The organism is Streptomyces sp. NPDC059740 (genome assembly GCF_042733155.1).
In the GTDB taxonomy this organism is placed as follows: domain Bacteria; phylum Actinomycetota; class Actinomycetes; order Streptomycetales; family Streptomycetaceae; genus Streptomyces.
The window spans coordinates 22,494-48,348 of record NZ_JBHWGP010000025.1 but is presented as its reverse complement, the minus strand read 5'-3'; the positions used below and the strand labels follow the sequence as shown (position 1 = coordinate 48,348).

Here is a 25,855-nt window from a genome sequence, read left to right as displayed (position 1 = left end):
CAGGCCCGTCCCGGGCGGCCCTGGCCCCGGCATCCGACCGCTCGGCCCTCCGCCGCGGCGAAGGTGATGCCGTCGAGGATGCCGTGCTCGCTCACCGCACTGCCACCACGGAGGGGGCTGTGTACACAAAAAGGCGTACACTCAAGTCATGGCTGAGACCACTGTGACCGTACGGGAAGCCCGCGCCCACCTGGCCGAGCACATCAACCGCGCCGAACAGGGCACGCCCACAGTGATCACCCGCAACGGCACACCGGTGGCAGCAGTGGTGCCGATCGCTGACTTCGAGGCGCTGGAGGAAGCCGCCGACGTACTGCTGGCCCGTGAGGCCGAGGCGGTCCTGGCCGAGGGCGGTCCCACGGTGAGCATGGCGGAGCTGCTGGCGGATCTCTTCACCGAGCGCACCGACGATGCGGCGTGAAGTACGCCTTCCGTTTCACCGCGGCTGCGCAGCGCCAGCTCCGGGCCATCGACCGTCCCGCCGCCATGCGCATCCTCGCCGCACTGACCGCGCTCGGCGACGACCCCTACCGTGAGGACGCCGACATCAAGGAGCTCGCCGGACCCTCGGGGCTCTACCGGCTCCGGGTCGGCAGTCACCGGGTCGCCTACCGGGTCGAGGACGGCGAACTCGTCGTCCTCGTCGTCAAGGTGGGCGACCGGCGCGAGGTCTACCGCGGCATCTGAGGCCGGGCCGGGAAGCCCCGGGCACCGCCCGGGGCTCGCCCCGCCCGCGCCGCTCAGCCCTCCGCCGCGGCGAAGGCGATGCCGTCGAGGATGTCGTGCTCGCTCACCACGACCTCCTCGGCGCCGGTCCGCTCCATGATCCGCAGCAGTACCAGGGCGCCCGCGCCGATGACGTCGACCCGCCCGGGGTGCATGACCGGGATCGCGGCGCGCTCGGCGTGGGTGGAGGTCAGCAGGCGCTCGCTGATCTCGCGGACCTTCTCCCGGCTGATCCGGGAGTGGTGGATGGCGGCCGACTCGTACTCGGGCAGCTCCAGCGCGATGCCGGCGACGGTGGTCACCGATCCGGCCAGGCCCACCAGCGTGCTCGCCTCGGTCAGCGGGACGCTGCCGGCCGCGAGGTCGAGGGCGGCGTCGGTGTCGGCGACCATCGCCGCGACCTGCTCGGCCGTGGGCGGGTCGCTGAGGCCGTCCTCGCCGGCCAGGTGGCGTTCGGTGAGCCGCACGCAGCCGATGTCCACCGACCGGGCCGCCCGGACGCCGGCCGAGCCCAGGACGAACTCCGTCGAGCCGCCGCCGATGTCGACGACGAGGTAGGGCGCCTCGAACCCGGCCGCCGCGTCTCCGGCCAGTTCCCTGGTCGCGCCGGTGAAGGAGAACTCCGCCTCCTGGTCGCCGGTGATCACCTCGGGCTCGACGCCCAGGATGTCCAGGACGCCCCGTACGAACTCGTCCCGGTTCTGCGCGTCCCGCGAGGCGGAGGTGGCGACGAAACGGACCGCCTGCGCGTCCAGGTCGCGGATGATCGCGGCGTACTCGCGGCAGGCGGCGAAGGTGCGCTCCAGCGCCTCGGGGGCCAGCCGGCCGGTGCGGTCCACGTCCTGGCCCAGCCGCACGATCTTCATGCGGCGGTCGAGGTCGCGCAGCTCGCCGGTGGCCGGGTCCACGTCGGCCACCAGCAGGCGGATGGAGTTGGTGCCACAGTCGATGGCGGCTACGCGCTTCACCGGCGTCCTCCCTCGTCGTTCCCGCCGTCCCCGGACGGGCTCTCCCCGGCCCGGCCGTCCTCCCCGGTGGGAGTGGCCGCACTGTCCCCAGTCGCGCCGCAGACGGACACGCACGGCCCCTTGCGCCACCACTCGGGCAGCATGGCAAGCGCCTCGTCGCCCAGCGGGTTGACGCCGGGGCCGGCTACCAGCGAGTGGGCCACCAGGACGTGGAGGCACTTGACGCGCTCGGGCATGCCGCCGGCGCTGGGGAAGCCGGCAAGGACCTCGACGGCGTCGCGGCGCGCGATGTAGTCCTCGTGCGCCGCGCGGTACGCGGCGGCCAGCTCCGGGTCGGTGGCCAGCCGCTCGGTCATCTCCTTCATCACCCCGCCGGCCTCCAGGGTGCCGATGGCGGAGGCGGCGCGGGGGCAGGTCAGGTAGTAGAGGGTGGGGAACGGCGTCCCGTCCTCCAGTCGCGGCGCCGTCTCCACGACGTCCGGCAGCCCGCACGGGCACCGGTGCGCGATGGTGCGCAGACCGCGCGGCGGGCGGCCCAACTGCTCCTTGAAGGCGGCGACGTCGGCGTCGGTGGGCGGGGTGGGGTCGGTCTGCGGCGGGGGCGTTTCCATGGGCTCTTTCGGCTGGCGCGGCGGCGGGTGGGCCGCGAGGCTACCGCTTGCTCTCCCGCTCCTGCGGACGTCCGCAGGACCGGGCTCTGTGGTCCTCCGGCGGGAGCGCCGGGCCCGTGGCGGGTCCGGCGGTGCCGCGCGGGGCGACCGCGGGCCTCGCGCCCAAGAGCCTACGACGCGCCGCCGCGGTGCACGGACCGCACCACGTCGGCGCCCCCGCGGCCCGGCGGCCGGCCCCGTCAGCGGTCGGCGGAGTCCACCCCGTGCCAGAAGGTGTCGTACCAGGGGCTCTGGCTCGGCTTGGGGGACGGGGCGGGCGAGGCGCCGGAGCCGCCGTCGACCACGGTGTAGCCGGTCTCGCCCGGCAGCACGTAGTGCAGGCGTTCCCGCGCCTGGCGGCGGACGTAGGCGTCGTCCTTCCAGCGGGTCCGCTCCGTGCGCAGCCGGTCGCGCTCGGCCGCGGCCTGGCGTGCGGCCTGCCGCTGCTCGGCGATCTGCGCCCGTTGCGCGATGTACTGCCGCGTCGGGTAGGCGAGCGCCACCACCAGGGAGCACAGCACCAGGGCCAGCAGGGCCGCCCGGCCGGTGAGCCGGGTGCGGCGGGCAGGGCGGCGGTCCCGTCCCATGCGGGCGGCCGCCTGCTCGCCGAGCGCTCTGAGCCGGATGGCGGTCGGGAACCGGTCCGCGGGCACGTCGCCTCCCCATCCTCGTGGTGTCGGCCGCCCCGGAATGACGCAGCGTCCCCGGTAACGGTACGACGACCGTCACCGGGGACGCTGGACCTTCTCACGGCTCGCTCACCCCGGGTCCCGGCGGGCGGTGGGCGCCGGGCGGGGCGGGGCGGGTCGTCAGGCGTTCTTGAAGCGCGGGAACGCGGAGCGGCCGGCGTAGACCGCGGCGTCGTCGAGGATCTCCTCGATGCGCAGGAGCTGGTTGTACTTGGCGACGCGCTCGGAACGGGCCGGGGCGCCGGTCTTGATCTGGCCGCAGTTGGTGGCGACGGCCAGGTCGGCGATGGTGACGTCCTCGGTCTCGCCGGAGCGGTGGGACATCATGCACTTGAAGCCGTTGCGCTGGGCCAGCTCGACGGCGTCCAGGGTCTCGGTCAGCGAACCGATCTGGTTGACCTTGACCAGGAGGGCGTTGGCGGAGCCCTCCTCGATGCCGCGGGCCAGGCGCTCGGGGTTGGTGACGAACAGGTCGTCGCCCACGAGCTGGACCTTGCTGCCGAGCTGGTCGGTGATGGTCTTCCAGCCGGCCCAGTCGTCCTCGAACAGCGGGTCCTCGATGGAGACCAGCGGGTAGGCGGCGACGAGCTCGGCGTAGTAGTCGCTCATCTCGGCGGCGGTGCGCTGCTTGCCCTCGAACTCGTAGACGCCGTCCTTGTAGAACTCGGAGGCGGCGACGTCCAGCGCCAGCGCGATGTCCTGGCCGGGGGTGTAACCGGCCTCCTGGATGGCCTCCAGGATGAGGTCGAGCGCCTCGCGGTTGGAGCCGAGGTTGGGGGCGAAGCCGCCCTCGTCGCCCAGACCGGTGGACAGGCCGCGGCCCTTGAGGACCTTCTTCAGCGTGTGGTAGACCTCGGCGCCCCAGCGCAGCGCCTCGGAGAACGACTCGGCGCCGATCGGCGCGATCATGAACTCCTGGATGTCCACGTTGGAGTCGGCGTGCGAGCCGCCGTTGAGGATGTTCATCATCGGGACGGGCAGCACGTGCGCGTTGGGACCGCCGAGGTAGCGGAACAGCGGCAGGTCGCTGGCCTCGGAGGCGGCGTGGGCCACGGCCAGGGAGACGCCGAGGATCGCGTTGGCGCCCAGCGAGCCCTTGTTGTCGGTGGCGTCCAGGTCGAACATGGCCTGGTCGATGAGGCGCTGCTCGGTCGCGTCGTAGCCGACGAGCTCCGGGCCGATCTGCTCGATCACGGCGAGGACGGCCTTCTCGACACCCTTGCCGCCGTAGCGGTTGGCGTCGCCGTCACGCAGCTCGATGGCCTCGAAGGCGCCGGTGGAGGCACCGGAGGGCACGGCGGCACGGCCGGTGGAGCCGTCGTCGAGGCCGACCTCGACCTCGACCGTGGGGTTGCCTCGCGAGTCGAGGATCTCGCGAGCTACGACGACGTCGATGGACGGCACGTTGTCTCCTTCGTGGGTGACGTGGTTTCTGCCCCCCGAGCCTAACGGCCCGGGGTCGCTTCCCCGCTCCACGGCCCGTTGGCCGAGGACAGAAAAACGGCGGTTACCGGTTGATACATGGCCATACGCGGCCTATTACCCGTAGATCCCGCGCTTGTTCGCTTTACGGGAAAACTGGGCGAAGGGGACAGAGATGAGGGGCTGTGAGCGCCTGCACCGCCACGGACACCCGTCGGCCGCAGCGCCGACAGCCCTGGCGACGCCGCCTCTCATTCAGCCATGCCCGCTTCCCCGACGCACACCCGGGTGGGCGCCGACGGCTCTTTTCGGCCTCGGCGGGCGCCACGGACCGTCCCGCGAGCAGCCGTGAGGGCGGGCCCGGCCGTCCGCCGGCAGCAGCCGCCGACACCGTCCGGACCCGCCGGAACGACGTGAGCCCCGCCGAACGCGTCCGGGGGGCGACACGTCGGCGGGGCGGTCTCACACGGCGGGGGCGGGCCCGGCGGACGGTCCGCACCCGCAGACCCGCGGCCCGTCCGGGCTCCGCGTCACCGGGGGGACGTCCGGTGACGCGGAACGGAGCGGGTGCCGCGGCGGGGGGCCGGGGCTCAGACGTGGAGCTTCTGGCCGGGGATGATCAGGTTGGGGTTGCCGCCGATGACGGACTTGTTGTCCCCGTAGACCTTCTTCCAGGACACGCCGTGAGCCTTGGCGATCTTCGCCAGGGTGTCGCCCTTCTTGACGGTGTAGTTGCCGTTCGGGGCGGACTTCGGCGTCTGGACGGGCTTCTCGGACTTCTGGCCGTCGGTCGAGGTGCCCTGCTGCTGGGGCTGCGGGGTGCTGGAGCCGGAGGGGTTCACGTCGGCCTGGGGGCCGCCCTGGGTCAGGCCGCCGGCGCTGGCGCAGGACCAGGCGCCCGGACCCTGCTGGGCGAGAAGCTTCTCGGCGACGGCGATCTGCTGGTCCTTGGTGGCCAGGTCGGCGCGCGAGGCGTACTGGGTGCCGCCGGCCGCGGCCCAGGAGGAGTTGTTGAACTGGAGGCCGCCGTAGTAGCCGTTGCCGGTGTTGATGTGCCAGTTGCCGCCGGACTCGCACTGGGCGACCTTGTCCCACTGCGAGACGGTGGCTGCGGAGGCGTTGGTGGCGCCCATCATCGGGACGGCCACCGCGGCACCGGCGACGCCGGCGAGCGTGGCGACCCGGACGGCCTTGGACGGACGACGGTGCCTGTTCCTGAGGTTCAGCATCGTTGACGTACTTCCTCACCGACGCCTGCGAGGTGAGCTGTCGGGTTCGGGCCGTGTGAGTTGCCCGGCCGCGCTGGAGATCGCGCGGCTTCACCCCTAGCCGGTCCCTCCGTGGTGCTCGTGGAGGGGCGGCGCCTACCTGGGTCCCCCGCTCCTGCCTACGGCGCTTGCGCGTCTGCTTTCTCCGGACGCCGGCAGGATTCGGCGAGCGCCAGGAGAGCCCGCCATCGGCGAGCGGTCACGACCGTAAACACACATCCCTGGGGTGTTCAAATGGCGCTCATGCACCACAGTTGGGCCTTTTTGATCACTTGACCGACCTATCTCCGCAGGTGGGCCGGGCACGGCGAGAGCAGGACAGGAGGTGCGAGCAGGGCAGGATGAGAGGCATGTCTCACATTCGGCAAAACAGTCACACCCGCCGAAAAGCCCCCTTGTCAGCTGTCGAGCCGGAGCTGCTGCCCGGGCAGGATGAGGTCCGGATCGGCGCCCACGACGGACCGGTTGGCGTCGTAGAGACCCTGCCAGCCGCCGTCCACCCGGTGCGCGTCCGCGATCACTGAGAGGTTGTCACCGGTCCGGACCGTGTAGGAACCGTCGCCCCGCGCCCCGCGCCCGTCCGCACCACCGCGGGAGGCCGCGGCGTCACCCTGCCCGCGCACAGGCTTCGTTACCTCACCGTTACCTTCGGACGGGTCGGGCGCGCCCCGGTGACGGCCGGCCTTCTCCCCCTGCCGGTTGCCGGCGGCGCCGTCTGCGGCGGCCGTGGCCCCGTCACCGGCGGAGGCCTCCGCACTCCCGTGCTCGTCCCCGTGGGTGGCGGACGGGGCCGGCGCCGGGGAGGTCGCGTCCGCCTCGCCGTCCCGACCGGAACCGGACGGGTCGTCGGCAATGGAGTCACCGGCGGCGGAGTCGCCGGCAGCCGGGCCGTCCGTGGCGTCCTCGTGGTCGGCGGAGGTACTGCCGGAGGCGGAGGGGGCGGACGGGTCGGAGCCCTGGCCGGAACCGGTGGAGTCGGTGGCGGCGGGCGCCCGGCCGGGCAGCGGCAGGCCGGGGTCGACGTCGGCCGGGACGTCGCCGCGCTCCAGGTGTGCGTCCCGGGCACAGGTGGTCCAGGCGTCCGGGCCCTGGGCCGCCAGGATCGCCTCGGCGACGGTTATCTGCTGCGACCGGCTGGCCAGGTCGGGGCGGGGCGCATAGGTGGTGCCCCCGAAGCTGCGCCAGAGTTCCCTGGTGAGACTCAGGCCGCCGTAGTGGCCGTCGCCCGGGTCGGCGCTCCACTCACCGCCGCTCTCGCACTGGGCGACCCGGTCCCAGGTGGAGACGTCGGCGGCGTGCGCGCCCCCGGCTGCCAGCAGCGGCAGTGCGATGCCCGCGCCGGTGACTGAGGCCGTGACGAAGAGGGCCGGAGCCTGGCGGGGGCGTCGGTGTCGGCCGTTCCCGGTGCGCATGTGCTTGCCTTTCGAGCGGCTTGTGATGTCCGCGTGAAGGTAGCCGGGCGGCCCGCCGGTCTCAAGTCGGTGTAGCCCAGATCACGTCCGGGTCACGCTGTTGACAAACTGTCACCAGGGCCCGGCCGCCCGGGAACGGGCCGTCACCGTCGGGGTGACGGCCCGGCAGCGGGCGGGTCAGCCTGCGGCCGAAGGCGGGACGGGGGTGAACTCCACCGGCAGTTCGCGCAGGCCCCGCATGATGAGGCCGCCGCGCCACCGCAGTTCCTCCGGTGCACCGGCAGCCCTCAGGTCGGGCAGCCGGGTGAGCAGCTTCGCCAGGGCCGTACGGCCCTCCAACCGGGCCAGGGGTGCGCCCAGGCAGTAGTGGATGCCGTGGCCGTACCCGAGGTGGGGGTTGTCCCGCCGCGCGAGGTCCAGGGTGTCGGGCCCGGCGAAGCGGCGGGGGTCGCGGTCGGCGGCGGCGAGCACCACCAGCACCGGGTCCCCCTGCCCGACGTGCTGCCCGCCCAGCGTCAGGTCGGTGGTGGCGAACCGCCAGGTGGCCAGCTCCACCGGGCCGTCGAAGCGCAGCAGTTCCTCGATCGCCGTGGTCAGCAGCGCGTCGTCGCCGGCGGCCAGGGCGTCCTGGAGCCGCGCCCGTTCGGCGGGGTGGCGCAACAGGGCGTGGGTGCCGTTGCCGATGAGGTTGACGGTCGTCTCGAACCCGGCGAAGAGGAGGATGAAGGCCATCGCGGCGGCCTCGTTCGCCGTCAGGTGCTCGCCGTGGTCCGAGGCGCGGATGAGCCCGGAGATGAGGTCGCGGTCCTCCCCGCCGGCCGTCTCCGCCTCGCCCCGCTTGCGGTCGATGAGGTCGGCGAGGTAGGCGCGCATCCGCTTGACCGCCCGCGCCACACCGCCGCGCGGCCCCTTGCCGTGCCGCAGCATCATGCCCGCCCAGTCGCGGAAGTCGTCCTGGTCCTCGCGGGGGACGCCGAGCATGTCGCAGATGGCGTAGATGGGGAGGGGGAAGGCGAACTCGTGGATGAGGTCGGCCGAGCCCCGTTCGCAGAAGCCGTCGATGAGGTCGTCGGTGAGGCGCTCCACCCGGGGCGCGAACTCGGCCACCCGGCGGGGCGTGAACGCCTTGGAGACCAACCGCCGCAGCCGGGTGTGGTCCGGCGGGTCGATGTTGAGCAGGTGGGTCATGAGGTTGGCGCTGCGCTCGCCCGGGATGCCGATCTTGCCCTTGCCGTGCGCCGACTCCGAGTGGTGGACGGGGTTCTTCGACAGCCGGGGGTCGGCCAGCGCCTCGCGGGCGTCGGCGTACCGCGTCACCAGCCAGGCCTCGACGCCGCTGGGCAGCTCGGTGCGCCGTACCGGCGCGTGCTCCCGCAGCCAGGCGTAGGCGGGATAGGGGTCGGCGGCGAACTCCCAGGTGAAGAGTGCCGGCGGGGTGTCGGGGTGCGGGGTGTCGGGGTTCGGAGCGTGCACGGTGACGACGGTATCGGGCGCCCACGTCCGGCTTTGCCGGCGACCGGTCCGGTGGGTGCTTCGCGGGTTGCGCCGCGTCCGCCCGCCCGTCCGGCTCCCCCGCGCATCCGCTCGTCCCGGCGCCCTGGGTGCAGGCCGCGTCCAGCGGCGGCCTCAGGCCGCATCGCCCCGGACGCACCGGTGGGCGCCCCCATGCCCGGGGGCGCCCACATGCTGCGCCGGCTTGGCGTCCGGATGGTGGTGCGCAGGGCTCGGGGCGCACCTCGCCCTCGGGTGCCCACCGAAGCCGGCGCTGCGGGAGGCCCCGACAGTCTTCGCGGTCAGCCGCCGCCGAAGGAGCTGCTGTGTCCCTCCTGCCAGGGCTTGCGGTGGTCCTTGTCGCTGGCCCTGGTGCCGGCGGCGCCGAGTTCGTTGACCTGCTGAGGGGTGAGGCGGCCCTTCTTGTCCGTCCGCGGGATCTCGGCGTCCTCCCGGAACCCCTGCTCGTACCCGTCGGGGTGCTCCGGCCCGTGGCCGTGCTCCTCGGCCTTCGGCGGGCCCGGCTCGCGGTTCCGGCGCCAGCGGCCGTAGGCCACGGCCCCGATGAGCAGGAGGACGACGACGATGCCCACCACGAACGGTCCGAGACCGATGAGCAGGTCGTGCTCGCCGGCCGCGAGCACCTGGTCGGTGAGTCCGCTGTGTGCCAACTGAACGCTCATGGCCCTCGTGTACCCGGGGCTCTGAGACCCACACCACAACCCCCACAAAGCCGACACTCCCCAGACGCCCCGTCCGCCGGTCCGCGGGGGCGGTTCACCCTCCGTAGGTGGCCGCCGACTCCTCGCGCACCGCTGCGAGGTCCGCCGCCAGCCGCTCCGCCTCCGCGGGGAGCAGGCCGGCGGTGGTGATCCGCACCGCGGGGCCGGTGGCGACGCGGAACCGCGCACCGGCCGCCACCCACCAACCGCGCGACCGCAGACCGCCCACGACCGCCGACTCGTCCCACACCGGCACCCACACGTTGAGGCCGCTGGCCCCCCGCGCGCTCACGCCGTGCCGGGCCAGGGCGTCGAGCAGCGCGGCGCGCCGCCCGGCGTAGGCGCGGGCCGCGTCCGCCACCAGGTCGGCGGTCGCCCGGTCGCGCAGGGCGCGCAGGACCGTCTCCTGCAGGACGTGGCTGACCCAGCCCGAGGTGACCAGCATCCGGCCCTCGTGCCGGGCCACGGTGGTCTCGTCTCCGGCGATCGCTGCCCAGCGCAGGTCGATGCCGAGGTGCTTGGAGACGGTCCGCACCTGCGCCCAGCGCTCCAGTCCGGCGTCGGCCAGGCAGTGCGCGGGCGTCCCCGGCAGGTCGGCGACGTCCGCGTTGTGGTCGTCCTCCACGACGAGGACCCCGGGGTGCGGGCGCAGGACGCCCAGCAGGTCCGCTCGGCGGTCGGCGGTGAGGCGGGCACCTGTCGGGGACTGGCCGCGCGGGCTGCACACCACGGCCCTGGCCCCGCCGCGCAGGGCCGTGCGCAGGGCCTCCGGCCGCATCCCCTCGTCGTCAACCGCGACCGGCAGCATCCGCAGGCCCAGTGCCGGGACGAGGTCCAGCAGGTGGTGGAAGCCCGGGTCCTCCACGGCCACGGCGTCGCCGGGGCGCAGCTCGGCGGTGAGCAGCCGGGAGACGCAGTCCAGCGCACCGTGGGCGAAGCCGATCCGGTCCGCCGGGACGCCGTCGCGGGCGAACCACCGCCCGGCGTACTCGGTCAGCTCGGGCAGGCCGGGCGCGGCGCGGTGCGATCCGGGGACCGGCCCCCACCGCTCCGGCGGGTGCAGCACGGGCAGGAAGGCGGGGTCGGGGTGGCCGCCGGCCAGGTCGCGAATGCCCTCGGGGACCTTCGGCGGTCGCCGCGAGCCGACGGCCGGGGCGTGCGCGACCACCGTCCCGGCCCGGCCCCGGGTCATCACGATGCCGCGCTGCCGCAGCTCCCGGTAGGCGGCGGCCACCGTGCCCGCCCCCACGCCCAGCTCCTCGGCGAGGCGTCGGACCGGTGGGAGAGAGTCCCCCGGAGCGAGCCGTTCCGCGGCCACCTCGCGCTCCACGGCGGCCGAGATCTCCCTGGCGGTGCCACCTTCGATCACATAATGTACTGCCACGGAACACATTTTGTATCGGTACATAGCTGGGGTCAATGCCCGGCCGGGGTCAAGGGGGGACCGTGACGTCACGATCACGCCGGGAGCGTTTCCGTATACGGGTTCCAGGGGGCGCCGACGGGCGCCGGATGCTCGTCGTCACTCTCGTCGACAAGTGCGGGACGGGACTGTGGACCTCCGCGGTAGCGCTGTACTTCACCCAGGTGTCCGGGCTCTCCCTGGGCCTGGTGGGCCTCCTGGTCGGTGTCTCCGGTGGCATCGGGATCGCGGGCGCCCCGCTGGCCGGGCGGCTCGCCGACCGCTTCCCCGTCACGCGGGTGCTCGTCACGGCCCAGCTGCTGCGGGCGCTGGCGCTGCTGGCGCTGCTGACGACCCGCGAGTTCGCGCTCCTGCTGCTGTACTCCGCCGTCGGCGCCCTGCCCGACCGCGCCTCCAGCGTCCTCACCAAGATCTACGCGGCCCGTCTCACCGGCCCCGAGCGGGTGCGCTACCAGGCGGTCAACCGGACGGTGGCCAACATCGGCTGGGCGGTGGGGGGCCTGGCAGCCGCGGTGGCGCTGGGCTTCGGCACCTCGCTGGCCTACCGCCTGCTGCTGGTGGGGAATGCCGCCTCCTACCTGGTCATCGCCGCCCTCACCACGCGTTGCGCCGAACCGCCGGCGCCCTCGCAGCCCCCCGGCGTCCCCGCACCCGCCACCGCTCCCGTCGTCTCACCCGCCTCCGCAGCCTCCGCCGCGCCGCCTCCGCAGCCTCCGCCGCGCCGGCTCCGCAGGCCGTGCCGGCGCCCGAGCGCTCCCCCTGGCGTGACCGCCTCTTCCTCCTCTACACCCTCACCGAGACGGTCCTCTTCCTCGACGACGCGATCCTCCAGGTGGCCATGCCGCTGTGGATCCTGCACGCCACCGGAGCGCCCCTGGGCCTCGCGCCCCTGCTGATGGTGATCAACAACGTGGTGGTGGTCGCCTGCCAGGTCCCGCTGTCCCGGTTCGGCGCGACCCCTCCGGCGGCCCGCCGCCTGCTCCGCCCCCTCGCCGCGGTCTTCCTGGTGGGATGCCTGGCGCTGTCCGCCTCGGCGCTGGTGGGGCCGGCCCTCGCCGTGGTGGCCCTGGTGGTGGCGACGCTCGGCCTGACCGCGGCGGAGATGCTCCACGCCGTCCTGTCCTGGGAGCTGTCGGTGGCCCTCTCCCCGCCCGCGGCGCAGGGTGCCTACCTCGGCGTGCACGGTCTGGCCACGTCCGTGCAGCGCAGCGCCGGCCCGCTCGCCCTCACCGGGGTGGTCGCGGCGGGTCCGCTGGCGTGGCCGCTGGTGGGGGCCGTCCTGATCGCCACCTGCTGGGCGCAGAACCTGCTGGTCCGGCGGCGCCTGGGCGCCGAGCCGGACGCCGCGGCCCCGCCCCTGGTCGCGGCGGGCGGCTGAGGCGGAGTGGGCGGGTGCCGGGGTGGGGCCGTCCGGGACGGTCAGGCGACGCCCTCGGCGGCCCGGATGGCCTCGCGGTAGGCCCGCGCCGCGCCGCGCAGCGCCGTCTCGGGGTCGACCCCCGCCGCCTCGGCCTCGGCCGCGAGGGCCAGCAGCCGGTACCCGACGTCCTCCCCCTCCGGCCGGGCGTCGATACCGGCTGCGCGGGCCCGGGAGGCGAGCTTGGCCGCGAAGGCGAGGGCGGGCTGGGCCACGGGAACGCCGTCGGTGACCGAGGCGCGCTGCTTCTCCACCGCCTTCGTCCGCAGCCAGGTCGCCCTGACCTCCTCGGGCGTGGTCAGCGTCGCGTCCCCGAAGACGTGCGGGTGGCGGTGGACGAGCTTCTCGACGATCGTCGCGGCGACGTCGTCGACCGAGAACGGCCCCTCGGCGTCGTCCTCGGCGATGCGTGCGTGGAAGACGACCTGGAGCAGGACGTCCCCCAGTTCCTCGCGCAGCTCCTCCCGGTCGCCCTCCTCGATCGCCTCGACGAGTTCGTACATCTCCTCGATGCCGTACTTCACCAGGTCCTGGTGGGTGCGCCCGCTGCTCCACGGGCACTCGCGGCGGATGCGGTCCATGACCTGCACCAGGTCCAGCAGACGGGCACCGGGGAGGTCGTAGGAGCCGGGGAGGAGTTCGAGGTCGGGCATCGTCTCGCGGCCCGAGCCGGCGAGGCGGGCCAGGCCGTCGGTGAGCGCGCTCTGACCCGCGCCGGAGGTGACGACGACGGCCTGGCGTCCGCCCTCACGGCAGAAGTCCACCAGCTCGCGGGCGTCGGGGGCGGCCTCCTCCACGCTCACCCCGGCCTCCCGGAGGTAGGGGAGCTGGGGGTGGTCCGCCTCGGCGCACACGACCCGGTCGGCGGCGTGCAGCGCCTGCCACGCGGGCCAGGAGAGCAGCCCGGGGGCGACACGGTGGCTGGTGGTGAGCAGGACCAGGCGGCCGGCGGCTTCAGCGTTCACCCTTCGAACGTAGCGCAACGCCGGCCCCGCACCGTCCGCCGGTCCCGCAGGCCCGCCCGCCAGCCACCGGGCACCCGGCGTCCAGGCGGGGTGGTGGGGCGGCCGGCCGTGGGGGCGGCGCCCGGCCGCGCCCCCGGCCCGGCCCGGGGCTACTGGCCCGAGGTGGCGGTGGCCGTTGCCGGCGGGGTGATCCAGGCCTCCTTGGCCTGCCCGAGCGTCACCTGGTCGTCGTTCCAGGTCCCGTAGCGGGGGTTGACGTCGATCCCCATCTTCTTCGAGGTGGCGGCCAGCGACTTCACCAGCGCCTGCTGGCCCTCGGGCCGGCTCCGGTCGACGCCCAGGTGCTTGGCAACGCCGTCCATGAGCAGCTGGTTGCGGACGGTGGTGTCGATCTCGTCGGGTGCGATGCCCTGCTGCTGGAGCCAGAGCTGCTTCAGCCCGGTGGCTCCCCCGGCGCTCTTCTCGTAGGAGGCCCGCAGGGACTGCACCTGCCGGTCGCTGACCTTGACGCCGGCGTCCCGGGCGTCGCGCGCCACCACCCGGTCGAAGACCATGCGGTTGAGGACGACGAGGCTCAACGTGCCCGAACCCTGCACGAGTTGGGCGCTCTGCGGAGCCCGGTACTGGGCCTCCCGCACCCCGGCCACCTGCGCCTGGAGCTGTGAGACGGTGATCCGTCGGCCGTCGACCACGGCTGCGGCGCCCGGGTGCGCCTGGCTTCCGCAGGCGGCGAGGAGGGGCGTCGCGGCCACGATGGCGGCGGCCGCGCTGACGGAGAGGACGGTCCTACGGCGGAACACTCAGCCTCCCGGCGTGTGGTGGTGCTTTCCGATACGGACGAGGACGTGCTCGGTGCGCGGCACCGGACGCCGGTTGGCATGCCCCGACGGCCCGGCCTTGATCGATGGTAGGGAGTCGGGGTGAGGTGGGCCACTGGTTCGACCAACGAGTTGCCGCCCGTCCGGTTTCTCACCCTGCGCCGGGACGGCGGCCTCCCGCGGCGCAGACCCGCAACCCGGCCCGCCCGGGCTCGGGTTCGCGCCCGGCCCGGGCTCAGCGCAGGGCGGCGGCGACGAGCCCTTCCAGGTCCTCGCGCGGCACGTCGCCCCCGCACACGAGCCGGTCGAAGACCAGTCCGTCGACGCAGGTCAGCAGCGTGTGCGCGCGATGCTCGGAGTCCGGCACGCCGCGCGCCGCGAGGAAGGACCGCACGGCCTCGCGGCCGGCGTTCTCGCGGGGCAGGAGGATCTCGCGCAGCTCCGGGTCGCGCACGCTCTCGACGGCGCAGGCGTGCCGGGCGAGGGAGCGGCGGCGCCCCTCACCGGTGAGGCGCTGACGGGTCAGCAGCAGCAGGCCGTCCACCAGGTCCCCGGGCGTGCGCAGCGGCGGGAGCTGTTCGGCCGTCCCCTGGAGCTCCGCCTGGTCGAGCCGGACCAGGCGGGTGACGAGCCCGGTGAGGAGGGCGGCCCGGGTGCGGAAGTACGCGGAGGTGGTGCCGGGCGGCACGGCTGCCCTGCGGTCCACTGCGCGGTGGGTCAGGCCGCGGACGCCTTCGTCGGCGAGTACGTCCAGAGCCGAGTCCGCGAGAGAGGTGCGCCGGTCCGTAGCCATGACCCCTTTTCTACACCTGTAGCAACCCGGGTAGAGTCCGCCTTCTACAGATGTAGAAGGGGGTTGGCCATGGGGCGTTCAGCGGTGGTCGTCGGAGGGGGTGTCGGCGGCCTGGCGGTCGCGATCGGCCTGCGCCGCATCGGCTGGGGGGTGACGGTCCTGGAGCGTGCGTCCGCGCTGCAGGACGCGGGGGCGGGCATCTCGCTGGCCGCCAACGGCCTCCGGGCCCTGGACGCACTCGGCGTGGGCGCGGCGGTCAGGCAGGCTTCACGGGGCCAGTACAGCGGCGGCACCCGCACCCCGCGGGGCGGCTGGCTGGCCCGGCTGGACGGCGCGGCGCTGGAGAAGGCGGTGGGGACGCCGATCCGGGGCATCCGCCGCTCCGCGCTGCACCGGCTGCTGCGCCAGGCCCTGCCCGCCGGGACGCTGCTGACCGGCTCCGAGGCCGCAGCGGTGCGGCAGACCGGGCCGGGGACCGTCCGCGTCGACTGCGGTGACACGGCCCTGGACGCCGATCTGGTGGTGGCGGCCGACGGCGTCGGCAGCAGGGTGCGCGGCCTGCTCTTCCCCGACCACCCCGGGCCGGTCTACAGCGGCTCGACGGTCCTGCGCGCCGTCACCGGGGAACCGGTCGACCTGCCCACGGACTTCGAGCTGACCTGGGGGCACGGCGCCGAGTTCGGGCACATCGCCTTCCCCGACGGACGGGCCGAGTGGCACGCGGTCCTCAGCCTGCCCGCCGGGACGCGGTTCGACGACCCCCTGGCCGCGCTGCGCCGGCGGTTCCACCACTGGCACGACCCGATCCCGGCCCTGCTCGACGCGGTGCCTGCCGAGGCGGTGCTCCACCACGACGTCCACGAACTCCGCACGCCGCTGCCCTCGTACACGGCCGGCCGGATCGCGCTGCTCGGTGACGCCGCGCACGCGATGACCCCCCACCTGGGGCAGGGCGCCTGCCAGGCCCTGGAGGACGCGGTCACGCTGGCCGCCTCGCTCGCCGCCGGCCCCACCGTCGACGCCGCGCTCGTCCGGTACGACGCCGAGCGCCGGCCACGCAGCCAGCAAGTGGCACGCGCCGCCCGGCAGGCCGGGCGGCTGGGCCAGCAGCTCTCCCGTCCGTGGGCCGTCGCCCTGCGCAACACCGCAATGCGGCTGGCTCCCTCCCGCGCCACCGTGCGCACCGTCCTCCGGCACCACGACTGGGTCCCGCCGCGGCTGGGCTGACCCGGCCCCCACCCCGCCGGCCGACTGCGTGAGGCGGAGGACGACCTCACCACCGCACGAGCCGGTCTCCGCCGTGCCCTGCGGTCCGTTCCGCCCCCGTGACCAGTGCCTGGTCAGGACTTCGCCGCAGCGGGTTCGCGGGCATGCTCAATCGGTGTCCGTCGCAGCCAACACCGCCAGTCGTCGACGTTCCGGGGAGAGCGAGGCCAGGCCGATGTCCCAGGCCACGTGCTCGAACCACTTGGTACCGGCGCCGAAGCCGTACCAGGTGCACTCCCGTGCGCGTTGCTCGACCTCCTCCACCGGGGAACCGCCGGCAACACCGGAGAGACCCGCCAGGGACTGCCAGGCGGCCAGCCGTCCGTAAGCACCGCGTGCGCCGGAGCTGTAGGCACCCCCCGTGGACGCGGCGGCGAAGAGAACGCTCCACGCCTGGTCCGGCGGGCAGGCCGCGACCGAGAAGGTGGTCTTCTTCTTCCCGGCGCCCTTCAGGCATTCCAGACCGAGTCCCAGCAACATGCCCGGTAGGGACTCGGCCCCCAGGGGAGCGGCCAGACCGAAGACCCGTGCCTCGATCCGGCCGTTCGACTCCTCGGCCCAGTTCGCCACAGCTGTGCCGATGCCCTTGGCGGCGGCTTGGGTCGTCGTTTCCTCGACCGACGGCACACGCGTCCCGGCATCAGCCCGCACCTCGCCATTGGCCGGCGAGCCGTACGGCATCGAGTGGCTGCCGCCGCGGGCGCTGTAACTGGGCAGATCCGGCTGCCCTTCCACATCGGACAGCGCCAACGGCAGCCATCCGAGCGGGTGGTAGCTCCAGTGGGGCGACATCGCCCATCTTGCAACCCCCGGAGCCTGCGTGACGTCGGCGCCCCTGAGCACCAGTTCGTGGACGAGGCAGGCGCGGAGTTCCTCGGAGGCTTCTCCGGTGAACGCCACGGCCAGTTCCTCCACGGGGTGGCTTGAGGCCAGCAGAGAGGCCGCGTAACGGTCCAGGTCCGAGTCGGCGGTTTCTGTGCCGGACACCAGCCGCAACGCCTCGGCGACGTGGTCGGGGCCAGGCGTGGTGGCCAGCAGCCGGAGCAGATAGTCGAAGACACTTCCGTACTGCCGGATCCGGCTGGCGTCGGAGCCGTACACGCCGGCAAGGGCGATACCGAGGTCCGCGAGGAAGGCAGCATCTCCCAGCGCGAGGTGACGCTCAGCCACCTCCCACACGCCGGTGACACTCTTCTGATCCGGAAGTTTCGCCACAATCTGCTCAATGCGATCAGCCACGGGTGCGGAGCCTACGTGTCGGCGAACCCGTGGTCGACCGCATATCCCCGCATCGTCACGGCACGGTCAGCCACACTGCTTGAGCATCATGGCCTTGTCGGGCGAGGTGACCGGCAGGTCGTACTTCACGGACACCTGGGCCACACGCACCGAGTAGGAGCAGCGGATCTGCTTGTTCGGCGGCAGCCAGGAGGCCGGCCCGGAGTCGCTCTTGGAACCGTTGGTGGGGCCGTCCACCGGAATGAGGTTGAGCGGGTCGTTCGCGATGTCCTCGCGCTTGCCCTTGTCCCAGTGCGCGGCACCCATCTGCCAGTCGTAGGAGAGCGGCATCACGTGGTCGATCTGGACTGCCGTGGCGCGGGACTTGGTCCAGGTGATGGTCTTCCCCGTATAGGGGTCGTGCAGCGTCATCGACGCTACGACGCAGTCCGATCCGTCGCGGAACCGGACTTTCTCCCCATCGCGCTTCAGCACATCGTTCCGCGAGTCACACCCGTTATGCGCAAAGGGAATGCCCCCCGGTGCTGAATCCATCCACGCATATCCGAAGTCGTCGCGGTCGTAACCCGTCCTGGGGCCCCTGCCCTTCGTGGCCACCTTTTCGATCAGAGTCCTGGCCTTCGCTCTGTCCGCCGCCGAGGTGATGGCGGCCAGACCGGGCTTCGTCCCGTCCGGATTGTCCAGCGGGCTGACGGCCCGCCCGGCGCCGGACGTCGGGGCGGACGCACCGGAGGGGGCACCGTCCGAAGGCAGGTCGACGCCCTTGCACCCGGCGAGCAGCAGCGCCGCGCCGAGCAGTGCGGCGAACGGCGGAAGGACACGCCCCCGCCCGGCTCGAAACCTCATCCGTCTCTCCGTCCCCACCGTGTGCCACCCCCGGCCAGAAGTCCCGGGGCCCGGCGGCCCCGCCAGCGCAGCATAGGACCGGGCCGCCCGGCCTGGGCACCCGGTGGGGGGTGTGCGGAGGACCTGCGCGCCGGCGGCCCACCAAGGCCGGCGGGACGGGCGGGTACGGAGCCGGGCGGACGCGCCGTGTGACGGGCGCCACCAGCGGTTGGGCCGGGCACGGGAACAGGGCCCGCTCCACGCTCGTCTCCCCTCCGAAGGGCGTGGGCGGCCGTTCACCGGGCCGGAGGGCGGAACATCCGGCTGAACGGCTTTCAGGAGTGGGGTGGAGCCGGTGAACCCGGGCAGCGGTACCGCGGACGGCGCGCGGGAGGACGGCGAACGGGGAGCGCCACCCCCACAACCGCCGGAGGTCCCCGCCCCCGCGCGTCCGCCCGAGCACCGGGCCGGCCGGGAAGGCGACGGTCCCCCGGCGGACGCCCCGACGGCCGCGACACACCTGCCCCGGCCACGCCACGCCCCGCCGGGGCCCCGGGCGGCCGGACCGGACGCCCCGCAGCACCGCGCGGCGGGGACGAGGCACGCCGGGAGGCACCGGGTCGTGGACGTCCTGCGTGCCCGGACCGCTTTCCTGCGGGGCCCGAGCCGCGACCCGTACTGGCTGGCGGCAGTCCTCTTCGTCGCCTGGACCGTGCTGTCCGTGGGCCGTTACCGCTCGTTCGCCACCATCTCCTGGGACCTGGGCATCTTCGAGCAGGCCGTCCGCGGCTACGCCCACCTGCACGCGCCGGTGGCCGACCTGAAGGGCCCGGGCACCAACCTGCTGGGCGACCACTTCAGCCCGGTGCTGGCCCTCCTGGCCCCCTTCTACCGGCTGCTGCCCTCACCGGTGACGCTGCTGACCGCCCAGGCCGCGCTGTTCGCCTGGTCGGTGGTGCCGGTGACGCGGGCGAGCACCCACCTGCTGGGTCGCCGTCGCGGACTGGCCCTGGGACTGGCGTACGGGCTGTCGTGGGGGCTCCAGCGGGCGGTCGACTTCGACTTCCACGAGGTGGCCTTCGCCCTGCCCCTGCTGGCCCACAGCCTGGAGGCGGTGGTGCGGCGGCGGTGGACGGCGGCGGTGCTGTGGGCCGTGCCGCTGGTCCTGGTGAAGGAGGACCTCGGCGTGACGGCGGCCGCGGTGGGAGCGGTGGTCCTGGTCCGCAGCCGCCAGGCGGTGCCGTCGGCGATCGCGCTGGTCGCCTTCGGGCTGACGGCGACCGCGGTCACCCTGGGCGTGGTGGTGCCGGCCTTCAACACCGCAGGGTCCTACGACTACTGGAGCAAACTGGGCGGCAGCGGGCCCTCGGCTGCCGGCATCGGCCTGGGCACCGCGGTGCGGACCCTGCTGTGGACGCTGCTGCCCACCTCGGGGCTGCTGGCGCTGCGCTCCCCGCTGCTGCTGGTGGCGCTGCCCACCCTGGCATGGCGCTTCCTCGGCCACGACCCCCACTACTGGGGCACCGACTGGCACTACAGCGCCGTACTGATGCCCGTGGTGGCCCTCGCCCTCGCCGACGCGCTGCCGCGGGCGCACGTCTCGCGCCGGCCCTGGCTGCGCGCCTACGCCGCGCACCTGCCCGCCGCGGTGGCCGCCGCCGCGCTCGCCCTCACCACCACGCTGCCCCTGGCCCGGCTCACCGAGGCCGCGGCCTACCGGGTGCCGGAGGGGGCGAAGGCGGCCGCGCGGTTGCTGGAGCGGGTGCCCGACGGTGCGACGGTGGAGTCCGACATCCGTCCCATCAGCCATCTCACCGGCCGCACCCGGGTGTTCTGGATCGGCGCCACCGGCGGCCTGGCCCCCGACTACGTCACGGTGGAGACGCACCTTGGCCTCTCCACCGAGCAGGCCGCACGCGACGCCGAGCGCCGCCACCCCGGTACGCACTACGAGGTGCTGGGGGCAGCGGGCGGGGTCCTGGTGCTGGACCGTCAGCCGGAGCCGGACGGCGCGCAGCACCCCGGCGCAGGGAAGGACGACGGCCCAAGGAAGGACGACGACCGGGCGCCGGGCGACTGACCGGGCGCCGGGCGACTGACCGGCAGGGCCGCGGGGCGCCCGCGCACGGCCCCGGCCTCGGGCCCGGCCCGAGGGGCACTGCGCACGGCACCCGCCCGGGGTGTCGGCGCACGACCGGCCCCCGGTCCGGGGTGGGGAGCACCGGCGCCCGGCGCTCCCCCGCCCACGCGACGCCTCAGCCGCCCACCACGGTGGTGAGGAACTCACCCACCCAGGACAGCAGTTCGCGACCCACCAGCGGCTTCCCGCCGATCTTCCCGGTCGTCGGGCGCGGCACCAGCACCTGGTGGCCGGTGGCCTTGATGATCGCCCTCGGGTGCAGCCGCTTGAGCCGCAGCTCCTGGGACTCGCGCAGCTCCACCGGCGCGAAGCGGATGTTGGAGCCCTGCAGGGTGATGTCGGCCACGCCGCAGGAGCGGGCCAGCATGCGCAGCCCCGCCACCAGCAGCAGGTTCTCCACCGGCTCCGGCAGCTTGCCGTAGCGGTCGGTGAGCTCCTCACGCACCGCCCGGATGTCCTCCTCGGTGGAGGCCGCGGCGATCGACCGGTAGGCCTGGAGGCGCAGCCGCTCGCCGGGGGCGTAGTCGTGCGGGACGTGCGCGTCGACCGGCAGCTCGATCTTCACCTCCAGCGGCGGCTCCTCCTCCACGCCGCCCTCCAGCGAGGCCCGGTAGTCGGCAACCGCCTCGCCGACCATCCGTACGTACAGGTCGAAGCCGACGCCCGCGATGTGCCCGGACTGCTCCCCGCCCAGCAGGTTGCCCGCGCCGCGGATCTCCAGGTCCTTCATCGCCACGTACATGCCGGCGCCCATCTCGGTGTGCTGGGCGATGGTCGCCAGCCGCTCGTGGGCGGTCTCCGTCAGGGGCTTCTCCGGCGGGTACAGGAAGTAGGCGTAACCGCGTTCGCGGGACCGGCCCACCCGGCCGCGGAGCTGGTGCAGCTGGGAGAGGCCGAAGTTGTCGCCGCGCTCGACGATGAGGGTGTTGGCGTTGGAGATGTCGATGCCGGACTCCACGATGGTGGTCGAGACCAGCACGTCGAACTTCTTCTCCCAGAAGTCGACGACGACCTGCTCCAGTGCCGCCTCCGACATCTGGCCGTGGGCGGTGGCGATCCGCGCCTCGGGCACGATCTCGCGGAGCCGGGCCGCGGCCCGGTCGATGGACTCCACCCGGTTGTGGATGTAGAACACCTGGCCCTCGCGGAGCAGTTCGCGGCGGACGGCCGCGCCGATCTGCTTGTCCTCGAAGGGGCCGACGAAGGTGAGGACCGGGTGGCGCTCCTCGGGCGGCGTGGTGATCGTCGACATCTCGCGGATGCCGGTGACCGCCATCTCCAGGGTGCGGGGGATGGGCGTGGCGGACATCGTCAGCACGTCGACGTTGGCCCGGAGCTTCTTGAGCTGCTCCTTGTGCTCGACGCCGAAGCGCTGCTCCTCGTCGACGATGACGAGGCCGAGGTCCTTGAACTTCGTCTGCGAGGAGAAGAGGCGGTGGGTGCCGATGACGACATCGACCGACCCGTCCCTGAGGCCCTCCAGCACGGCGGTGGCCTCGGTGTCGGTCTGGAAGCGGCTGAGCGCCCGGACGTTGACGGGGAACTGGCCGTAGCGCTCGGTGAAGGTGCCGAAGTGCTGCTGCACCAGCAGCGTCGTCGGCACCAGCACGGCCACCTGCTTGCCGTCCTGCACCGCCTTGAACGCGGCGCGCACCGCGATCTCGGTCTTGCCGTAGCCGACGTCGCCGCAGATCAGCCGGTCCATGGGGACCGACTTCTCCATGTCCTCCTTGACCTCGCCGATGGTGGTGAGCTGGTCGGGCGTCTCCGCGTAGGGGAAGGCGTCCTCCAGCTCACGCTGCCAGGGGGTGTCGGCCCCGAAGGCGTGGCCGGGGGCGGCCATCCGCGCCGAGTACAGCTTGATCAGGTCGGCGGCGATCTCCTTGACGGCCTTCTTGGCACGCGCCTTGGTCTTGGTCCAGTCGGCGCCGCCGAGCCGGTGCAGGGTGGGTGCCTCGCCACCGACGTACTTGGTGACCTGCTCCAGCTGGTCGGTGGGGATGTAGAGCCGGTCGCCGGGCTGGCCGCGCTTGGCGGGGGCGTACTCCACCAGCAGGTACTCGCGGGTGGCGCCCTGCACGGTGCGCTGCACCATCTCGATGTAGCGGCCCACACCGTGCTGCTCGTGGACGATGAAGTCGCCCGCCTCCAGCGTCAGCGGGTCGATGGTGCGGCGCCGCCGCGCCGGCATCCGCTGGCCCTCGCGGCCCGCCGCCCGCTGACCGGAGAGGTCGGTCTCGGTGAGCACCGCCAGCTTCAGCGCCTCGTCGACGAAGCCGTTCTCCACGCTGCCGCAGGCCACGTGCACCACGGACGGGGCGAGGTCGGTGAGGTCCGGGTCGAGGCGGGCGGCGATGTTCTCGGCCCCGAGCACCTCGACGGTCCGGGAGGCGAGGCCCTGGCCCTCGGTGACGTACACCGTGCGCCACCCCTCGGCCAGCCAGCTCTGGGTGTCGGCAAGCGCCCGCCGGGTGTCGCCGCGGTAGGACTCGGGCGCGCGCATGCCGAGCTGGAGGGTGTCGGCCCCGCCCTCGCCGTCCAGCACGTCGCGGGCGGCGTCGGCGGCGAACTGGCTCACCGACCACCAGGGCATGCCCAGCTCCCGGGCGTGGTCGCGGACGTCGGCGATGCCCCACAGCGAGGCGGCACCCACGTCGATCGGCGCCTCGCCGCCGCCCGCGCTCGCCGCCCAGGAGGCCTGGAGGAACTCCTGGCTGGTCGCCACCAGGTCGGCGGCGCGGGTACGGACCCGCTCGGGGTCGCAGACAACCGCCATGGCGCCCGCCGGCATCACGTCCAGCAGCAACTCCATCTCGTCGACGAGGACGGGGGCGAGGGACTCCATGCCCTCCACCGCGATGCCTTCGGCGATCTTGCCCAGCAGTTCGCCCAGCTCGGGGTGGAGCTCGGCCAGGGCCGCCGCCCGCTCCCTGACGTCCTCGGTCAGCAGCAGCTCGCGGCACGGCGGGGCCCACAGCCCGTGCTCGGCCACCTCCAGCGAACGCTGGTCGGCGACCTTGAAGTAGCGGATCTCCTCGATGTCGTCGCCCCAGAACTCCACCCGCAGCGGGTGCTCCTCGGTCGGCGGGAAGACGTCCAGGATGCCGCCGCGCACCGCGAACTCACCGCGCTTCTCGACGAGTTCCACGCGCGCGTAGGCGGCTGCGGCGAGCGCGTCGACGGTCTCGGCCAGGTCCGCGCTCTCGCCGGTGCGCAGACTCACCGGCTTGAGGTCGCCGAGCCCCTTGACCTGCGGCTGGAGGACCGAGCGGACCGGGGCGACCACCACGGAGACGGGCCCGGTGGCCGGGTCCTCCGGGTCCGGGTGCGTCAGCCGCCGCAGCACCGCCAGCCGGCGTCCGACGGTGTCCGAGCGCGGCGAGAGCCGCTCGTGCGGCAGCGTCTCCCACGAGGGGTACTCCGCCACGCCCTCGGGCGGCAGCAGCGAGCGCAGCGCCGCCGCGAGGTCCTCCGCCTCCCGTCCGGTGGCGGTCACGGCCAGCACCGGGCGCTTCGCCTCGCGCGCCAGCGCGGCGACGGTGAAGGGGCGCGCGGCGGGCGGCCCGACCACGTCGACGTGCGGCCGGTGGCCGTCGGTGGCCGCCTGCACCGCTTCGGCGAGCGCCGGGTCCTGTACGACGGCGTCGAGGAGACCTGTCAGGCTCATGTAAAGGTTTCCGTCCCGGGAGCGATACGACGAGGACATGCGGTGCGGCGGACCGCGCGCCCAGGACGCGGCGACGTCACGCCGACCCGGGCAGCACGAACACCCCGAGCCCACTGCCACCGGCACCCGCCCCCGAAGGACGGGCGCCGGCCACCGCAAGACGGGCCGGGAGCTTCCAGCCTACGCCCGAGCCCACCGCCCCCGCCCGGCCGGAACGGCAGCGGGGCGGGGGCGGGGCGGAGGCCGGGCGGGCACCACGGTCCGGGAGCGGCCGGGCCATGCCCTCTCGTCCGGGGCGGACGGCTCTCAGCCGGCCAGCCTCGGCAGCCCGGTCTCGATCGTGTCCTCGTTGTCGGGATCGCCGACCGGACGACGCACGTCACTCACCGAGCGCGCTGCGGGGACACCCGGACGCGAGGACACCTCCGACAGCTCCGACGACCCCGAGGGCTCCGAGGGCTCCGACGCCCCCGCCACCGCGGCTGACGGCTCCGCCCCTGGGGCTGCTGCGTCCGCCGGGGACGCTGCGCCCGCCGGGGCTGCTGCGTCCGCCGGGGACGCTGCCGTCTCGGACGACGCCACCGACTCCGGCGGCGCTGCCGACTCGGACCGCGCTGCCGACTCGGACTGCGCTGCCTTCTCTGGTGCCTCTGTCGTCTGCGCCGGGATCGTGCCCTCGCTCCCGAAGGCGTCCTCGCGCCGGGGGGTGTCCTCGACGCGGAAGACAGCCTCCTCGCGGGCTTCGCGCCCGGCCTGTGCCGTGTCGCCGGTGCGGTCCTCGCCACCGGCGCGGGCCTCACTGTCCGTGTGCGCCTTACTGTCCGTGTGCGCCTCGTTGCCGGTGGGCGCCTCGATGTCGGTGGGCGCCTCGCTGTCGGCGCGCTCTGCGTCACCGGTGCTGTATCCGATCCCGGCCGGGGCCTCGGCGCCGTCGCCGGAGCCAGCCGGGGTCTCGGCGCTGCCGGTGTCGCCGTCGCGGTCGCCGTCGCTGTTCCCGGCCAGGGCTTCGTTCGTCGGGTGGCTCCCGTTCTCGACACCAGCCGTTTCCGAGGCAGCAGGAAGCTGAGGGGGCGGAGTGTCCGCCAGGGCAGGAACCGGGGCGCCGGGCCGTCCGGTCTCCTCGGGCTCGATCGCGGGGGCCCGCCCTGTCAGGGCGGCGAGGGTGTCGCGGACGTGGGCCATGTGCGTCCGCAGCTCCTCGCTCCGGTCCTCGTGCTCGCGCAGCACCCGCTCGGTGACCCGCTCGATGCGCTCGACCTCCGCACGCGCCTGACGCAACAGGTCCTCCCCGCGCGCCTCCGCATCCTCCTGCCGGTGACGCGCCTCCTCCTCAGCCCGTGCATACAGCCGCTCCGCCTCGGCCCACACCGCACGCTCCCGCTCCTCCATGGCGGCGATCCGCGCTTCGAGGGCCGCCTCCGCCGCGGCTTCCCGGCGTGCGGCCTCCTCCGTGCGCGCTGCCTCGTCCTGCTCCACCTCCCGCAGAAGCTCGGCGCACCGTCGACGGGTGTCCTCCCACGCCTCCACCGCCTCCTGCCGCTGGCGGGCGGCGTCCTCCCGGGCTTCCGCCAGCACCCGGTCGCCCTCCGCTCGGGCGTCGGCGACGCGGCGCTGGGCGGCCTCCTCGGTGTCCGCGCGGAGCGCCCCCGCCTCCCTGCGAGCGGCCTCCCCGGTCTCCCGCGCGAACCGGTCCGCAGCTTCGGTCTCCCCCTCGGCTGCCTCGCGCGCCGTCTCCCGCAGCCGTTCGGCCTCCGACTCGGCGGTGGTGAGGATGAGTCGGGCCTGCTCGCCGAGCGACTCGTAGGTCTGCGGCGGCAGCTGGGCCACGTAGGCGCGCAGCTCGTCCAGTTCCGCCGTCGCCTGTTCCACCGTCGCGGCGAGCCGGCCGGCCCGCTCCCAACAGGAGTCGCGATCGGCCATCAACCCCTCCACCCGGCGGTCCACCTCCGCCGGG

General features: G+C 74.1%; 22 protein-coding genes and 1 riboswitch. Of the genes, 6 read left to right on the top strand and 16 right to left on the bottom strand.

The window, feature by feature from the left end; genetic code table 11:
- Positions 1-148: 148 nt before the first annotated feature.
- Both ACFV3R_RS24250 and ACFV3R_RS24245 read left to right on the top strand, forming a co-directional pair.
- Positions 149-421 carry a type II toxin-antitoxin system Phd/YefM family antitoxin gene (locus tag ACFV3R_RS24250; protein ID WP_385586872.1) on the top strand — a complete coding sequence of 91 codons (273 nt, stop codon included), beginning with the start codon at positions 149-151 and terminating at the stop codon, positions 419-421.
- Positions 418-687, top strand: a complete 270-nt coding sequence (locus tag ACFV3R_RS24245; RefSeq protein WP_385586870.1) for a type II toxin-antitoxin system RelE/ParE family toxin — start codon at positions 418-420, stop codon at positions 685-687. Before ACFV3R_RS24250 ends, ACFV3R_RS24245 begins: the two co-directional genes overlap by 4 nt.
- A gap of 53 nt (positions 688-740) precedes the next feature.
- On the opposite strand, the gene ACFV3R_RS24240 is transcribed toward ACFV3R_RS24245, so the two are convergent.
- The 9 genes from ACFV3R_RS24240 to ACFV3R_RS24200 all read right to left on the bottom strand — a co-directional run bounded on the left by ACFV3R_RS24240 (position 741) and on the right by ACFV3R_RS24200 (position 10,732).
- A complete protein-coding gene (locus ACFV3R_RS24240; protein ID WP_385586867.1) occupies positions 741-1,694 on the bottom strand; it encodes an exopolyphosphatase in 954 nt (317 codons plus the stop codon).
- Positions 1,691-2,305 (bottom strand): DUF501 domain-containing protein, encoded by a 615-nt coding sequence (locus ACFV3R_RS24235; protein ID WP_385586864.1) that lies wholly within the window; start codon positions 2,303-2,305, stop codon positions 1,691-1,693. Before ACFV3R_RS24235 ends, ACFV3R_RS24240 begins: the two co-directional genes overlap by 4 nt.
- A 239-nt stretch (positions 2,306-2,544) precedes the next feature.
- A complete protein-coding gene (locus ACFV3R_RS24230) occupies positions 2,545-2,997 on the bottom strand; it encodes a septum formation initiator family protein (protein ID WP_385586861.1) in 453 nt (150 codons plus the stop codon).
- Positions 2,998-3,153: 156 nt separating this feature from the next.
- Complete coding sequence (gene eno / locus ACFV3R_RS24225) at positions 3,154-4,437, bottom strand: phosphopyruvate hydratase (protein WP_385586858.1); 1,284 nt, start codon at positions 4,435-4,437, stop codon at positions 3,154-3,156.
- A gap of 608 nt (positions 4,438-5,045) precedes the next feature.
- Positions 5,046-5,684 carry a transglycosylase family protein gene (locus ACFV3R_RS24220; protein ID WP_385586856.1) on the bottom strand — a complete coding sequence of 213 codons (639 nt, stop codon included), beginning with the start codon at positions 5,682-5,684 and terminating at the stop codon, positions 5,046-5,048.
- Positions 5,685-5,691: 7 nt separating this feature from the next.
- A riboswitch (cyclic di-AMP (ydaO/yuaA leader) is annotated at positions 5,692-5,901 on the bottom strand.
- A 220-nt stretch (positions 5,902-6,121) separates the two neighbouring features.
- Positions 6,122-7,135 carry a transglycosylase family protein gene (locus ACFV3R_RS24215; protein ID WP_385586853.1) on the bottom strand — a complete coding sequence of 338 codons (1,014 nt, stop codon included), beginning with the start codon at positions 7,133-7,135 and terminating at the stop codon, positions 6,122-6,124.
- Between the two features lie 177 nt (positions 7,136-7,312).
- Complete coding sequence (locus ACFV3R_RS24210; RefSeq protein WP_385586850.1) at positions 7,313-8,608, bottom strand: cytochrome P450; 1,296 nt, start codon at positions 8,606-8,608, stop codon at positions 7,313-7,315.
- 320 nt (positions 8,609-8,928) lie between these two features.
- A complete protein-coding gene (locus ACFV3R_RS24205) occupies positions 8,929-9,309 on the bottom strand; it encodes a DUF6479 family protein (protein WP_385586847.1) in 381 nt (126 codons plus the stop codon).
- 94 nt (positions 9,310-9,403) lie between these two features.
- Complete coding sequence (locus tag ACFV3R_RS24200; RefSeq protein WP_385586844.1) at positions 9,404-10,732, bottom strand: aminotransferase class I/II-fold pyridoxal phosphate-dependent enzyme; 1,329 nt, start codon at positions 10,730-10,732, stop codon at positions 9,404-9,406.
- Between the two features lie 62 nt (positions 10,733-10,794).
- Here ACFV3R_RS24200 and ACFV3R_RS24195 point away from each other — a divergent pair, with 62 nt between their 5' ends.
- Entirely contained in the window at positions 10,795-11,667 is an 873-nt protein-coding gene (locus tag ACFV3R_RS24195) for an MFS transporter (protein WP_385586842.1), read from the top strand.
- Positions 11,610-12,149 carry a hypothetical protein gene (locus ACFV3R_RS24190; RefSeq protein WP_385586840.1) on the top strand — a complete coding sequence of 180 codons (540 nt, stop codon included), beginning with the start codon at positions 11,610-11,612 and terminating at the stop codon, positions 12,147-12,149. The genes ACFV3R_RS24195 and ACFV3R_RS24190 overlap by 58 nt, the downstream gene beginning before the upstream one ends.
- Positions 12,150-12,190: 41 nt before the next feature.
- Here ACFV3R_RS24190 and ACFV3R_RS24185 read toward each other — a convergent pair whose 3' ends face one another.
- The 3 genes from ACFV3R_RS24185 to ACFV3R_RS24175 form a co-directional block, all read right to left on the bottom strand.
- A complete protein-coding gene (locus tag ACFV3R_RS24185) occupies positions 12,191-13,153 on the bottom strand; it encodes a nucleoside triphosphate pyrophosphohydrolase (RefSeq protein ID WP_385586837.1) in 963 nt (320 codons plus the stop codon).
- Between the two features lie 149 nt (positions 13,154-13,302).
- A complete protein-coding gene (locus ACFV3R_RS24180; RefSeq protein WP_385586834.1) occupies positions 13,303-13,953 on the bottom strand; it encodes a SurA N-terminal domain-containing protein in 651 nt (216 codons plus the stop codon).
- A gap of 253 nt (positions 13,954-14,206) precedes the next feature.
- Complete coding sequence (locus ACFV3R_RS24175) at positions 14,207-14,764, bottom strand: TetR/AcrR family transcriptional regulator (protein ID WP_385586831.1); 558 nt, start codon at positions 14,762-14,764, stop codon at positions 14,207-14,209.
- Between the two features lie 69 nt (positions 14,765-14,833).
- Here ACFV3R_RS24175 and ACFV3R_RS24170 point away from each other — a divergent pair, with 69 nt between their 5' ends.
- Positions 14,834-15,991 carry an FAD-dependent monooxygenase gene (locus tag ACFV3R_RS24170; protein ID WP_385586828.1) on the top strand — a complete coding sequence of 386 codons (1,158 nt, stop codon included), beginning with the start codon at positions 14,834-14,836 and terminating at the stop codon, positions 15,989-15,991.
- 147 nt (positions 15,992-16,138) lie between these two features.
- Here the strand turns inward: ACFV3R_RS24170 and ACFV3R_RS24165 are convergent, their stop codons facing one another.
- Complete coding sequence (locus tag ACFV3R_RS24165) at positions 16,139-17,269, bottom strand: DUF6183 family protein (RefSeq protein WP_385586826.1); 1,131 nt, start codon at positions 17,267-17,269, stop codon at positions 16,139-16,141.
- Positions 17,270-17,335: 66 nt separating this feature from the next.
- Positions 17,336-18,115: an HNH endonuclease family protein gene (locus ACFV3R_RS24160; protein ID WP_385586823.1), complete on the bottom strand. Its 780-nt coding sequence runs from the start codon at positions 18,113-18,115 to the stop codon at positions 17,336-17,338.
- A gap of 601 nt (positions 18,116-18,716) precedes the next feature.
- On the opposite strand from ACFV3R_RS24160, the gene ACFV3R_RS24155 reads away from it, so the two are divergent.
- The gene (locus ACFV3R_RS24155; protein WP_385586820.1) at positions 18,717-20,174 is read left to right on the top strand and encodes a DUF2079 domain-containing protein; all 1,458 of its coding nucleotides are present in this window, start codon (positions 18,717-18,719) and stop codon (positions 20,172-20,174) included.
- A gap of 175 nt (positions 20,175-20,349) precedes the next feature.
- Here the strand turns inward: ACFV3R_RS24155 and mfd are convergent, their stop codons facing one another.
- Together mfd and ACFV3R_RS24145 are read right to left on the bottom strand one after the other, a co-directional pair.
- Positions 20,350-23,901, bottom strand: a complete 3,552-nt coding sequence (gene mfd, locus ACFV3R_RS24150) for a transcription-repair coupling factor (protein WP_385586817.1) — start codon at positions 23,899-23,901, stop codon at positions 20,350-20,352.
- Positions 23,902-24,207: 306 nt separating this feature from the next.
- The gene (locus tag ACFV3R_RS24145) at positions 24,208-25,821 is read right to left on the bottom strand and encodes a hypothetical protein (protein WP_385586814.1); all 1,614 of its coding nucleotides are present in this window, start codon (positions 25,819-25,821) and stop codon (positions 24,208-24,210) included.
- Positions 25,822-25,855 lie beyond the last annotated feature (34 nt).

What these genes read in the sequence shown, in the direction of transcription:
- ACFV3R_RS24170 (WP_385586828.1), top strand. Translation starts at nt 14,834, where the DNA reads ATGGGGCGTTCAGCGGTGGTCGTCGGAGGGGGTGTCGGCGGCCTGGCG.
- ACFV3R_RS24220 (WP_385586856.1), bottom strand. Translation starts at nt 5,684, where the DNA reads ATGCTGAACCTCAGGAACAGGCACCGTCGTCCGTCCAAGGCCGTCCGG.
- ACFV3R_RS24190 (WP_385586840.1), top strand. Translation starts at nt 11,610, where the DNA reads ATGCCGCTGTGGATCCTGCACGCCACCGGAGCGCCCCTGGGCCTCGCG.
- ACFV3R_RS24250 (WP_385586872.1), top strand. Translation starts at nt 149, where the DNA reads ATGGCTGAGACCACTGTGACCGTACGGGAAGCCCGCGCCCACCTGGCC.
- ACFV3R_RS24175 (WP_385586831.1), bottom strand. Translation starts at nt 14,764, where the DNA reads ATGGCTACGGACCGGCGCACCTCTCTCGCGGACTCGGCTCTGGACGTA.
- ACFV3R_RS24205 (WP_385586847.1), bottom strand. Translation starts at nt 9,309, where the DNA reads ATGAGCGTTCAGTTGGCACACAGCGGACTCACCGACCAGGTGCTCGCG.
- mfd (WP_385586817.1), bottom strand. Translation starts at nt 23,901, where the DNA reads ATGAGCCTGACAGGTCTCCTCGACGCCGTCGTACAGGACCCGGCGCTC.
- ACFV3R_RS24160 (WP_385586823.1), bottom strand. Translation starts at nt 18,115, where the DNA reads ATGAGGTTTCGAGCCGGGCGGGGGCGTGTCCTTCCGCCGTTCGCCGCA.
- ACFV3R_RS24215 (WP_385586853.1), bottom strand. Translation starts at nt 7,135, where the DNA reads ATGCGCACCGGGAACGGCCGACACCGACGCCCCCGCCAGGCTCCGGCC.
- ACFV3R_RS24235 (WP_385586864.1), bottom strand. Translation starts at nt 2,305, where the DNA reads ATGGAAACGCCCCCGCCGCAGACCGACCCCACCCCGCCCACCGACGCC.
- ACFV3R_RS24145 (WP_385586814.1), bottom strand. Translation starts at nt 25,821, where the DNA reads ATGGCCGATCGCGACTCCTGTTGGGAGCGGGCCGGCCGGCTCGCCGCG.